The sequence below is a fragment of the Pseudonocardia oceanicola genome (genome assembly GCF_047200735.1).
Classification (GTDB): Bacteria; Actinomycetota; Actinomycetes; order Mycobacteriales; family Pseudonocardiaceae; genus Pseudonocardia.
In genome coordinates, this window is the sequence record NZ_JBJZON010000032.1 from 1 (window position 1) to 11,632 (window position 11,632).

At 73.8% G+C, this 11,632-nt stretch carries 12 protein-coding genes; 6 read left to right on the forward strand and 6 right to left on the reverse strand.

What is annotated here, in order from left to right:
• Positions 1 to 52 precede the first annotated feature (52 nt).
• Positions 53 to 946 carry a formyltetrahydrofolate deformylase gene (purU, locus tag ACL02T_RS30430; protein ID WP_412834246.1) on the reverse strand — a complete coding sequence of 298 codons (894 nt, stop codon included), beginning with the start codon at positions 944 to 946 and terminating at the stop codon, positions 53 to 55.
• Positions 947 to 1,169: 223 nt separating this feature from the next.
• Here purU and ACL02T_RS30435 point away from each other — a divergent pair, with 223 nt between their 5' ends.
• Positions 1,170 to 2,207 carry a sodium:calcium antiporter gene (locus tag ACL02T_RS30435; RefSeq protein WP_412834247.1) on the forward strand — a complete coding sequence of 346 codons (1,038 nt, stop codon included), beginning with the start codon at positions 1,170 to 1,172 and terminating at the stop codon, positions 2,205 to 2,207.
• A gap of 115 nt (positions 2,208 to 2,322) precedes the next feature.
• Here ACL02T_RS30435 and ACL02T_RS30440 read toward each other — a convergent pair whose 3' ends face one another.
• Complete coding sequence (locus tag ACL02T_RS30440; RefSeq protein WP_412834248.1) at positions 2,323 to 2,814, reverse strand: DUF2505 domain-containing protein; 492 nt, start codon at positions 2,812 to 2,814, stop codon at positions 2,323 to 2,325.
• 159 nt (positions 2,815 to 2,973) lie between these two features.
• Here ACL02T_RS30440 and ACL02T_RS30445 point away from each other — a divergent pair, with 159 nt between their 5' ends.
• The 3 genes from ACL02T_RS30445 to ACL02T_RS30455 all read left to right on the forward strand — a co-directional run bounded on the left by ACL02T_RS30445 (position 2,974) and on the right by ACL02T_RS30455 (position 5,596).
• Positions 2,974 to 3,978 (forward strand): UDP-N-acetylmuramate dehydrogenase, encoded by a 1,005-nt coding sequence (locus ACL02T_RS30445; protein WP_412834293.1) that lies wholly within the window; start codon positions 2,974 to 2,976, stop codon positions 3,976 to 3,978.
• A 180-nt stretch (positions 3,979 to 4,158) separates the two neighbouring features.
• The gene (locus tag ACL02T_RS30450) at positions 4,159 to 5,322 is read left to right on the forward strand and encodes a L,D-transpeptidase (protein ID WP_412834249.1); all 1,164 of its coding nucleotides are present in this window, start codon (positions 4,159 to 4,161) and stop codon (positions 5,320 to 5,322) included.
• Positions 5,323 to 5,365: 43 nt separating this feature from the next.
• Positions 5,366 to 5,596 carry a hypothetical protein gene (locus ACL02T_RS30455; RefSeq protein ID WP_412834250.1) on the forward strand — a complete coding sequence of 77 codons (231 nt, stop codon included), beginning with the start codon at positions 5,366 to 5,368 and terminating at the stop codon, positions 5,594 to 5,596.
• Positions 5,597 to 5,611: 15 nt separating this feature from the next.
• On the opposite strand, the gene ACL02T_RS30460 is transcribed toward ACL02T_RS30455, so the two are convergent.
• Positions 5,612 to 6,349, reverse strand: coding sequence for an SDR family NAD(P)-dependent oxidoreductase (locus ACL02T_RS30460; RefSeq protein WP_412834251.1), 738 nt, complete (start codon positions 6,347 to 6,349; stop codon positions 5,612 to 5,614).
• Positions 6,350 to 6,413: 64 nt separating this feature from the next.
• Complete coding sequence (locus tag ACL02T_RS30465; RefSeq protein WP_412834252.1) at positions 6,414 to 6,668, reverse strand: DUF2530 domain-containing protein; 255 nt, start codon at positions 6,666 to 6,668, stop codon at positions 6,414 to 6,416.
• Positions 6,669 to 6,882: 214 nt separating this feature from the next.
• Here ACL02T_RS30465 and ACL02T_RS30470 point away from each other — a divergent pair, with 214 nt between their 5' ends.
• Positions 6,883 to 8,259: an NCS2 family permease gene (locus ACL02T_RS30470; protein ID WP_412834294.1), complete on the forward strand. Its 1,377-nt coding sequence runs from the start codon at positions 6,883 to 6,885 to the stop codon at positions 8,257 to 8,259.
• Between the two features lie 99 nt (positions 8,260 to 8,358).
• On the forward strand, positions 8,359 to 9,597 hold the full coding sequence (locus tag ACL02T_RS30475; protein ID WP_412834253.1) for an MFS transporter: 1,239 nt from the start codon (positions 8,359 to 8,361) through the stop codon (positions 9,595 to 9,597).
• Positions 9,598 to 9,723: 126 nt separating this feature from the next.
• Here ACL02T_RS30475 and ACL02T_RS30480 read toward each other — a convergent pair whose 3' ends face one another.
• Both ACL02T_RS30480 and ACL02T_RS30485 read right to left on the reverse strand, forming a co-directional pair.
• Entirely contained in the window at positions 9,724 to 10,671 is a 948-nt protein-coding gene (locus ACL02T_RS30480) for a glycoside hydrolase family 16 protein (RefSeq protein WP_412834254.1), read from the reverse strand.
• 18 nt (positions 10,672 to 10,689) lie between these two features.
• On the reverse strand, positions 10,690 to 11,631 hold the full coding sequence (locus tag ACL02T_RS30485) for a VldE C-terminal domain-containing protein (RefSeq protein ID WP_412834255.1): 942 nt from the start codon (positions 11,629 to 11,631) through the stop codon (positions 10,690 to 10,692).
• Position 11,632 lies beyond the last annotated feature (1 nt).

Genomic DNA, 11,632 nt, shown 5'->3' on the forward strand with positions numbered 1-11,632 from the left:
CCGCGGTCGTGAGTGGCGATGGTCGCTATGACGACTATCGCCACTCACGGGGTCAGCGGAAGACGACGGTCTTGTTGCCGTGCACCAGCACCCGGTCCTCGAGGTGCCAGCGGAGGCCCCGCGCGAGGACCAGGCGCTCGGCGTCCCGGCCGCGGCGGACCATGTCGGCGACGGTGTCGCCGTGGTCGACCCGGATGACGTCCTGCTCGATGATCGGACCGGCGTCGAGGTCGGCCGTGGCGTAGTGGCAGGTGGCGCCGATCAGCTTCACGCCGCGGGCGTGCGCCTGGTGGTACGGGCGCGCCCCGGCGAAGGACGGCAGGAAGCTGTGGTGGATGTTGATCGCCCGGCCCGCCCACTCCTCGCACAGGTGCGCGGGCAGGATCTGCATGAACCGGGCGAGGACGATGGCGTCGGGCTCGTGGGCGTCGACGAGCTGGCGGACCTTCTCGAACGACTCCACCTTGCCCTGCTCGCGCCGGGCGTCCCGGGGCCCGGGGAAGGGCACGTGGTGGAACGGGATGCCGTGCGCCTTGACCAGCGGCGCGAGCTCCTCGTGGTTGCCGACGACGGCGTCGATCGACACCGGCAGCTCGCGGGCGGCGACGCGCCCCAGCAGGTCGTGCAGGCAGTGCGGCTCGCGCGTCACGAGCAGGACGGCGTGCTTGGGCACGCCGCTGTCGGTGACCCGCCAGGTGGCCTCGGGCCCGAACTCCTCGGCGATCTCCGCGAACCGGGTCCGGAGCTCGTCCACGTCGAACGGCACGGACGACGCCCGGACCGCCTGGCGCGTGAAGAACCAGCCCTCCTCCGCGTCGGCGTGGTAGGCGGCCTCGACGATCCAGGCACCCGTCTCGGCGAGGAAACCGGCGATCCGCGCGACGATGCCCGTGCGGTCGGGGCAGCTGAAGGTGATGACGTAGCGGCGGTCGGCTTCCGGTTGCACGACGACAAGCGTGCCATCGCGAGGATCGGCGTCGCCGCGGGGTGCGGCCGACCCGACATCGCGGCGCCGAGCGCGACCCGTCCTTGCGGAAGCCTGACGGGATCGCCGTGCACACCCCTGGGGCGTTTGCCGGTTTCGGAGGCGGGCAGCGACACGAGGTCCACGTTGTCGGCGGAGGGATGGGCATGCCGGTCCGAGAGCCGCGGTCCCCGGAGCGCTCGCGATGACCGGCGCACTGTTCGCCACCTGGCCGATCGGGGTGGCGCTGGGCGTCTTCGCGGCCGGCGCGGTGGTCACGGTGCTCGGCAGCGTGCGGATGGCCGGCCTCGGCGACGTCCTCGCCGACCGCACCGGCTGGGGCGAGGCGCTCTTCGGTGCCGTGTTCTTCGGCGCGCTCACGTCCCTGTCCGGGATCGTGATGACGGCGGTGTCCGCGGCGTCGGACAGCCCTGGTCTCGCCTACTCCAACGCCGTGGGCGGGATCGCGGCGCAAACGCTGGCGATCGCGGTCGCGGACCTGGCCTACTCCCGCGCCAACCTCGAACACGCCGCCGCGTCGCTGTCCAACATCCTCTTCGGCTGCGTGCTGATCGCCCTGCTCACGCTCGTCGTCCTGGCCTCCTTCATGCCCGACGTGGCGGTCGTCGGGATCCATCCGATGTCGTTGGTGATCGTCGCCGCCTACCTGGGCGGCGTGCACCTCGTGCGCCGGTCCGGCGAGACGCCCATGTGGCGGGCGGTGGAGACCGGGGCGACCAGGGAGGACCAGCCCGGCTCGGAGGAGGACGACGAGCGGTCCACCGCGCGGATCTGGGTCGTGTTCCTGGCGGTCGGAGCGGTCGTCGCCGTCGGCGGGTGGGCCGTCGCCCGGGCCGCCGACAGCATCGTGGAGGTCACGGGCCTGAGCGAGGGGCTGGTCGGCGCGGTGTTCATGGGCGTCGTCAACGCCCTGCCCGAGACGGTCACCGCGATCGCCGCCGTCCGTCGCGGCGCGGTGACCCTCGCGGTCGCCGCGATCCTGGGCGGCAACTGTCTCGACGCGTTGAACGTCGTGGTCGGCGACCTCGCCTACCGTGGCGGCTCGATCTACCACAGCGCGGGGACCGACCAGCTGTTCCTCACCCTGGGCGGCATCCTGATGACCGCCGTCCTCGTCATCGGCCTGCTCGTGCGGGAGCGCCGCGGGCCGGGACGGGTCGGCTTCGAGGGCGTGCTGCTGGTCGGGATCTACGGGGCGATCGTCGCCGTCCTCGCCTTCTGATCCGATCTGGGCGACGGGACCGGGGCCGTGGGCCGCCGTCGTCACGCGGATCGCGGCCGTGCCCTCGGCCGGTGCCCGCCGCGCCCTCGCCGGCGCGCTCGGGTTCCGGCCCCGGTCAGAGACGGGAGAGCGTGTACTCGGTCTCCATCTCGAGCAGGTGACGGATCTGCTGGGCGACCGACTCCTCGATCTTCCCGCCGATGATCGGGACCTTGACCGTGACGTCGACCGTGACGACGAGCTCCGAGCCCTCGCCCCGCGGTGCGAGCCGCATGGTGCCGCGGGCCCCCGCGGGCATTCCCGGCAGCTCGACGCCGACGGTGCCGTCGTAGCCGTCGCCGGCGCGCGTCCACGTCTCCTCACGCTCGACCGTGATCCCGTGCGACCCGACGAAGGACTTCACGACCCCCGGCAGGTCCTTCTCGTCGATGCCGTGCCGGATCCGGTACTTGCAGCCGTTCTCGTCGCCGGAGTACTCGAGGATCGTCGCGCCCGGGCCACCCATGGTGGCGAGCCGGTCGCTGAGGACCTGCCGGTCGACCATGGTCGCGTAGACCCGGTCGACGGGATGGGGGCTGGTGACGCGGAGCTCGGTCGGGCGGGACACGGCCGGAGGCTACCCCGCCCGCTACCGTGGCGCCCTGTGCAGACGTCCCGCGCGCAGACCTCCCCCGCGCCGACCTCCGCCGCGCCGACCCCCGACCGGGACCTTCGGGGGAGGGGCGACGGGGCCGGCCGGGAGCACGTCGGCGCGCCGCTCGCCCCGCTGACCACGCTCCGGCTGGGCGGTCCCGCCGCGCGCCTGGTCGAGGCCCCCGACGCCGAGGCGGTGGTCGAGGCCGTCCGCGCCGCCGACGGGTCCGGCGAACCGCTGCTCCTGCTCGGCGGCGGGTCCAACGTCGTGGTGGCCGACGAGGGCTTCGCGGGCACGGTCGTGCGGCTCACCGGCGGCGGGACCGGGTTCGAGCGCCGCGCGGACGGCTCGGTACTGCTGACCGTGGACGCGGGCGAGAACTGGGACGCCGTCGTCGCCGCCACCGTCGCCGAGGGCCTGGGCGGGCTGGAGTGCCTGTCCGGCATCCCGGGGCTGACCGGCGCCACTCCGGTGCAGAACGTCGGGGCGTACGGCGTGGAGGTCGCCCGCCTGCTGGTCGACGTCGACCTGTACGACCGGCGCACCGGGGTCGTCCGCGCCCACGTCCCGGCGGCCGAGCTCGGCCTCGGCTACCGCACCAGCGTGCTCAAGAACAGCGACGCCGCGATCGTGCTGCGGGTGCGGTTCGCGCTGCCCGGCGGCGGGGCCAGCATGCCCGTCGCCTACGCCGAGCTCGCCCGCACGCTCGGCGTCGACCCCGGGTCCACGGTGCCCGCCGCGGTGGCGCGCGAGGCCGTGCTGGAGCTGCGTCGCGGCAAGGGCATGGTGCTCGCCGCGGCCGACCACGACACCTGGAGCGCCGGTTCGTTCTTCACCAACCCGATCGTCGACGACGCCGCGGTGCCGGACCCGGCGATGCCGCGCTGGCCCGCGGGGGAGGGTCGCGCGAAGCTGCCCGCCGCCTGGCTCATCCAGCGCGCCGGGTTCACCCCCGGCCACCCGGGCCCCGGCGGGCGGGTCGGCCTGTCGACGCGGCACGTCCTCGCCCTCACCAACCGCGGCGAGGGCACCACGGGGGACCTGCTGGCGCTGGCCCGGGAGGTGCGCGCGGGGGTGCGTGACCGGTTCGGGATCGAGCTGTACCCGGAGCCGGTCCTCGTCGGTTGCACGCTGTGACGAACCCGGTGACGCACCGTACCGTTCCGTCCCGTCGCGACGTGCGCCACCCGGGCCGTGCCGGCGATCGTCGCCGTCGGTCGTGACGCGTAACCTCGTTGATCGGACGTCTGCCGGAGGCAACGTCCGCCACCCCGTCACGTCCTGATACGGGGTGGACGGTGCGTACGGGGGAGGACGATGAGGCGGCTCCTGCTGGTCCTGGCCGTGATCGCGGTCGGGACGGTCGGTGTGGTCACGGCGGCGACGGCCGCCGGGCGCGGCGGTGACTCGACGCCGGCGCTGCTCGCGCGGGCCGCGACGGTGGCCTACGAGCCGGCCGCGCAGGCCACCGGCGTCGGCGTGAGGTCACCCGTCTCGGTGAGCGTGACGAACGGCATCCTCGAGCAGGTCGCGCTGACCAACCCGCAGGGTGAGCAGGTCGAGGGCGCGCTGAACGCGGACCGCACCACCTGGACCAGCAGCGAGCCGCTCGGGTACGACACCGAGTACACCTGGTCCGGCACCGCGAAGGGCGAGGACGGCGTCGGTGAGCCGCTCGCCGGTGGCTTCCACACCGTCGTGCCGGGCACGGTCGTCCGGGGAGTGCTCAACATCGGCGACGACCGGACCGTCGGCATCGCCGCCCCGATCGAGATCCAGTTCAACGGGCACGTCGAGGACCGGACGGCCGTCGAGCAGGCGCTCAGCGTGCAGACGTCGGTGCCCGTCGAGGGCGCCTGGGGCTGGCTGCCGGACGAGAACGGCGGCTCCCGCGTGCACTGGCGGCCGAAGGAGTACTGGCCCGCGTACACGAAGGTGTCCGTGGCGGCGAAGCTCTACGGGGTCGACTACGGGGGCGGGAAGTACGGCGCGGCCGACGTGACCAGCGACTTCGAGATCGGCCGGGCGCAGATCGTGAAGGCGGACGCGCGCTCCCACCGGATGGTCGTCGAGCGGGACGGGAAGCAGGTCGCGGACTACCCGGCCAGCTACGGCCTCGCCTCGGACCCGAACCGGAACACCCGCTCGGGCATCCACGTCGTCACCGAGAAGTTCACCGACAAGCGGATGACGAGCGCGCAGTACGGCTACGACGTCATGGAGAAGTGGGCCGTGCGGATGAGCAACAACGGCGAGTTCATCCACGCCAACCCGGCCTCGGCGAACGCGCAGGGCTCGTCGAACGTCACGCACGGCTGCGTCAACCTGTCGTTGGAGAACGCCAGGTCCTACTACGACACGGCGCTCTACGGCGATCCGGTCGAGGTCACGGGCACGCCGGTGCAGCTCTCCGCCCGCGACGGCGACATCTGGGACTGGACGCTGTCGTGGGACCAGTGGCAGCAGCTGTCTGCCCTGTAGCCGGGCTGGATTGATGCCCGGCCGACCCGGGTAGGCAGGGCCCATGAACGATCTGTCCGCGAACGACACCGGTGGCGCCACCGCCGCGGAGCGCGCCGAGACCCGTGCCGCACCCCTGCCCGAGGAGGCGCGGGTCACGGAGCCGGACGAGGACCGGTACGCCGAGGCGGAGGGCATCCTCGCCGACTCCGAGGAGCGCATCGCCGAGGCGGACGCGGGCCGCGCGCCCTCCGACGCCGCCGACGAGCACCGCCGCTCGGAGGACACCGCGTGAGGCTCCGCCCGGCCGTCAGCCCTCGCGGTGGGCGCGGCTCGCGCTGGCCTGCGCCCGCGGCATCAGCGTGATCTGGTCCAGGTTGACGTGGCTCGGGCGGGTGGCCGCGAAGGCGATCACGTCCGCCACGTCCTCGGCCGTGAGCGGCTGCAGGCCGCGGTAGACGTTGTCCGCCTTCTCCTGGTCGCCCCCGAAGCGGACCAGGGAGAACTCCGTCTCCACCATCCCGGGGCAGATCTCGGTGAGCCGGATCGGCTCACCGAGCAGCTCCCCGCGCAGCGTGCGGTGCAGCATCGCCTGCGCGTGCTTGGCGCCGGTGTAGCCCGCGCCGTTGTCGTACGGGGCGAGGGCCGCGATCGAGGTGACGGTGATGATGTGCCCGTCGCCGGACTCCCGCAGCTTCGGCAGCAGGCCCTGGGTGAGCCGCAGGGTGCCGATGACGTTGGCCTCGAACATCCAGCGCCAGTCCTCCTCGTCGGCCTTCTCGACCGGCTCGAGGCCCTTCGCCCCGCCGGCGTTGTTGACCAGCAGCCGGCACTCCGGGACGGCCTCGACGAAGGCGGCCGCCGACTCCTTGTCCGTGACGTCGAGCCGCAGCGCCGTGCCGTCGATGTCCTCGGCCACCGCCTCGAGCCGATCGACGCGACGGGCGCCGAGCACGACGTGGAAGCCGGCCCCGGCGAGGGCACGGGCGGTGGCGGCTCCGATGCCGGAGCTGGCCCCGGTGACGACGGCGGTGGGACGGTCGCTCATGCCACGAGCCTAGTTCGCCCGCACGGGCGGAGCCGGGCGAGCGGCCGGGCGGGGCCGCGCCGGCTCAGTCTCCGAGCCCGCGCTGGGCCAACCGCGACCCGCGCCGGGCCGCGGCGCGCTGCCACCGGAAGATGCCGAACCCGATGCCGCCGAGGATCGCGCCGGTGACGCACGTGCTGAACCAGATGTCGAGCGGGCGCCCGGCCGCGAGATGCGCGACGAGCAGGGCGATCGCCCCCACCAGCCACAGCAGCGTCCCGACCCCCACGACCACGGTGACGTCGGTGGTGCTGCGGGGTAGCGGGGGCGGGTCGACCACCCGCCGAGCGTAGTCCGCGTCCGGCGCCCGCGACGACGGCGCGGCGGCGACGAGGTCGCCACACCCTTCGTCACCGCAGCTCAACGGCGTGGGGGCGCAGAACCGGTGGGCGGGGCCGACAGGGTGAGCGCCCCGCCGAGCGGCCGCTTACCGTGTGCGCGTGCTCGAGCGTCTGTTCAAGCTCACGGAACGCAGGACGACGGTCGCCCGCGAGATGCGCGGCGGCGTCGTCACGTTCGTGACGATGTCCTACATCATCGTGCTGAACCCGCTGATCCTCGGCAGCGTGGCGCCCGGTGACCCGGGCGCGAAGGCGGACGCGCTCGGGAACATCCTGCCGATCGGGCAGGTGGCCGCCGTGACCGCGCTCGTCGCCGGGGTCATGACGATCCTGTTCGGGCTCGTCGCGAACCTGCCCTTCGCGATCGCCACCGGCCTCGGCATCAACACCCTGCTCGCGGTCACGATCGCGCCGCTCATGTCCTGGCCCGAGGCGATGGGCCTGGTCGTCCTCGACGGCATCGTCATCGTGGTCCTCGCCGTCACCGGCTTCCGCACCGCGGTGTTCAACGCCGTGCCGGCCGCCCTGAAGTCCGCCATCGCCGTCGGCATCGGCGCCTTCATCGCGCTGATCGGGCTGGTCGACGCCGGCTTCGTCCGCCGCCTGCCCGACGCCGCCAACACGACGGTGCCCGTCGGCCTGGGCATCGGCGGCTCCATCGCCTCGTGGCCGACCTTCGTCTTCGTCGTCGGCCTGCTGCTCACCGGCGTGCTGGTGGTGCGCGGGGTCCGGGCCGGCCTGCTGATCGGCGTCGTCGCCACGACGGTCGTCGCGATCGTCGTCGAGGCGATCGTGCAGGTCGGCTCGTCGGCCACCGACCCGAAGGGGTGGTCGCTGTCCGTCCCGGCGCTGCCGGACAGCGTCGTCGGCTGGCCCGACCTCTCGCTGGTGGGCGACTTCTCGTTCGGCGCCTTCGGCCGGCTCGACGCGCTGACCGTCATCCTGCTGGTCTTCACCCTGGTCCTGGCCAACTTCTTCGACGCCATGGGCACGATGACCGGCCTCGGCCAGCAGGCCCGGCTGACCGACGAGCGGGGCCAGCTGCCGAACGTCGGGCGCGCCCTGGTGGTCGAGGGCGTCGGCGCGGTGGCCGGCGGGGTCGGCTCGGCGTCGTCGAACACGGTGTTCGTGGAGTCGGCCTCGGGCATCGCCGAGGGCGCGCGCACCGGCCTGGCCAACGTGCTCACCGGCGTGTTGTTCCTCGCCGCGATGTTCTTCACCCCGCTCTACGCCATCGTGCCGGTGGAGGCGGCGGCGCCGGCGCTGGTGGTCGTGGGCGCGCTGATGTTCCGGCAGGTCGCGGGCATCGAGCTGACCGAGCTGCGGACCGCGCTGCCCGCCTTCCTGACGATCGTGATCATGCCGTTCACCTACTCGATCGCCAACGGCATCGGGGCCGGCTTCATCAGCTACGTCGTGCTGTCCGCGGCCACCGGCAAGGCCCGCCAGGTGCACCCGCTCATGTGGGTCGTGGCGGTGGCGTTCGTGGGCTACTTCGCGGTCGGCCCGCTGCGCACCCTCTTCGGGTAGTTGTAGTAAACTAACTACATCGTGAGTGCTGTCGCCGAAACCCCGGTCCCCGCAGGTTCCGCTCCAGGTTCCGAGTCCGCGCACTCACCGCCCGATGGCATGTTCGCCTCGCTGCGCGTGCCCAACTACCGGCTCTTCGTCTCGGGCCAGGTGGTGTCCAACGTGGGCACCTGGATGCAGCGCATCGCGCAGGACTGGCTGGTCCTCGACCTCACCCACGGCAGCGCGACCGCGCTCGGGGTCGCCGCGGCCCTGCAGTTCGCGCCCACGCTCGGGCTCTCGCTGTGGGGCGGGGTGCTGGCCGACCGGGTCGACAAGCGGCTCGTGCTGGTCGGGGTGCAGCTCGCGATGGGACTGTGCGCGCTCGCACTCGGCTCGGTCGTGCTCACCGGCGTCGTCGCGCTGTGGCAGGTCTACCTGCTGTGCCTGCTGCTCGGTTGCTTCTCCGCGCTCGACGCCCCGATGCGGCAGGCCTTCGTGTCCGAGATGGTCGGGCCCGGACAGGTCGTCAACGCCGTCGCGCTCAACTCGCTGACCTTCAATCTCGCCCGGATCGTCGGGCCCGCGGTGGCCGGTGTGCTGATCGTCGCGGTCGGCACGGGGTGGGTCTTCCTGATCAACGCCCTGAGCTTCGCCGCGGTGATCACGGGTCTGCTGCTCATGCGGCCGGAGCGGCTGTACCGGTCCGAGCGGGTGCCCCGGGCGCCGCACCAGCTCCGGGACGGGCTCGCCTACGTCCGCGGCCGTGCGGACCTGCTGGCCGTGCTGGCGCTGGTCTTCCTGGTCTCGACCTTCGGCATCAACTTCTTCATGACGATCGCCCTGCTGGCCCGCAACGTGTTCGGCCGCGACGCCCAGGGCTACGGCCTGCTCACCACGCTGCTGGCCGTCGGCTCGGTGCTCGGCACGACGGCGGTCGCGCGGCGCACCCGCAAGCCGCGGCTGCGCCTGGTCGCGGGTGCGGGGGCGGTGTTCGGTGCGCTGCTCGTCGTCGCGGGCCTGATGCCGACCTACCTCGCGGCGGGGGTCGCGCTCGTACCGGTCGGGTTCGCGGCGCTGATCTTCACGACGGCGGCGAACTCGTCGGTGCAGCTCTCGGTCGACCCGACGATGCGGGGTCGGGTCATGGGGCTCTACATGCTGCTCCTGCTGGGCGGGACGCCGCTCGGGGCTCCGCTGCTCGGGCTGCTGGCCGAGCACTTCGGCGGGCGCGCGCCGCTGGTCGTCGGCGGCGTCGTGACCGTACTGTCGGTGCTGGTCGTCGGGCTGGTGCTGGCCTGGCGCCAGGGGATGCCCGGATTCCCCCGGAACGCGGGGTTGACGGCGATGACAAGGTAAGGCTAACCTTCATCTCGTCGCTTCGTGGTGGGAGCGGCGCGTCAGTTCGGGAACAGAGTGGGCCCCGGCCGGATCGGCCGGGGCCCACTCGCGTCGGGGGCGGATGCTCCGGGGCGCGTTCCTCGGTCACAGGTCGTACCGACGGACCCAGTCGACCTCCATCCGGGACTCGCGGACCTCGCCGCCGTGCGGGAACCAGTCCAGCTGGATCGTCAGGTGCATCGGCCCGGGCGGCAGCGTCCGCCGCTCCTCCGTGCGCCACCACTCCTCGCCGTCGACGAAGGCCGCGATGTGGTCCGGCGTCCACTCCACCGCCCAGTTGTGCCACTGCGTGGCGTCGATCTCGACCTCGCCGTGCAGCTGGGAGTTGTCCGGGCCGTAGTGCAGGAACAGGTCGGTGCTCCGCCGGTCCGGATCGGACATCTCCATGAAGTCGACCTCACCGCCCGAGGGCCAGTCCTCGGCGTCGGGCCACAGGAGCAGCAGGGCGTGGTAGCTGCGGTCGCTCTCCGGGGCCCGGACCCGGCCCTCCCACCTGCCGTACTTCTGCCCGGGGTTCCAGGCCATGCCGCCCGTGGTGCCGTCCGGTGAGCCGGTGACGACCAGGATCCCGTCGCGGATCGAGAAGGCGTCGGGGGAGCGGCGACCCTTCCCGCCGTGCCCGGCGCCGTCGTAGAGGCCCCAGCCGGCGAGTCCGTCGGTGAAGTCGTCCTCGCGGTTCGGCGTGCCCCAGCCGAAGGTGGCGGCCGCGGTGCGGCCCTCTCCGGGGCGGATGAGGGGGCCGGTGGTCCCGCTGCCGCGCGGCCGGCGGGTGAGGGTGCCCGCCGGGTCACGATCCCCGGTGCCCCCGCCGCCGCGGCTGCTCCGTCCGGGGCCGACGGTGGTGGCGCGGCGGGGTGGGGCCGGGATCCGGCGGACCCGTTCGCCCCCGCTGTCCGCGCGTTCGGCCGCGGTCCGGACCACCGGGACGTCGGCCGGCGAGGCGGCGGTTCCCGGCCCGACGAAGCCGAGCAGGGCGGCGACCCCGGTCGCGAGCAGGCGGGCGAGGTGGGCGGTCAGGTCGGTGGGTGGCACGGCGTCCTCACTCCTCACTCACTGCGCGAAGCTGACGTGGACGTGGTCGAAATGACCGCCGGTGACGTCGCCGGTGTCGTAGACGCTGCTCGTGTACGGCCGGCCCCAGCCGCCCTCGTCCGTGACCGACGGATCCCAGTACCGCCCCTGCCAGATCAGGTACGCGACGGCGAGCGGCCCGGCGTGCTCGCGCAGGTAGTTCGCCACCGCCCAGCCCGCGGCGAGGCCGTCGGCGTCGGGGAACGCACCGGCCGTGCCCGGGAAGAAGTCGCAGGCGCGGCCCCGCGGGTGGTCGCTGCGCGGGTTCCAGGCATGGGCGTCCCAGCAGCCGGCCGAGCGGATCGCGGGGCCGCCGCCCAGCGGCCCGAACGCCGCGGCGACCGCGGCCACCCCGTGCCGCGTGGCACCCGTGACGCAGCCGTCGCCACCGGTCGGGTCGGGCGGGGTGCAGGCGGTCCGCCCGCCGGTCCACACGCCCGGCCGCGCGGCGGGAACCGCCTGGTCACGCGCGCCGGACACGGCCTCGCGCAGGGCCTCGGGGCAGGCCGCCGCGCAGCTGTGCGCGGATGCGGGCCGGCGGAGCAGCGTCGCGACGCCGGTCCGCAGGGCCGAGCACGTCCGCCGCAGCCGCGTGACCGGTACCGGCTCGTCCGGGGACCGCGCCGCCACCGTGCGGACGGCACCGCCCCGGGCGGGGGCGAGTTCGGGGCACTGCTGGGCGGCCATCCGTTCGAGGAACGGTGCGCGGGTGGGGGCGGGGACCACGAGGACGCCGTCGGTTCCTGCCCGTCGGGTCACTGTGGTGGGAGGAGTGGGATCGACCGCGTGGGCGGGACCGGCCGGCCCGGGGGGACCGGACGCGACGGGCCCGGCGGCGGTGAGGTGGACGGGCGGTGTCGCCGGGCTCGTGGTCAGGAGCCACGCCACTGCGAGGGCGGCGACGAGCGGCAGGCGGAGCACG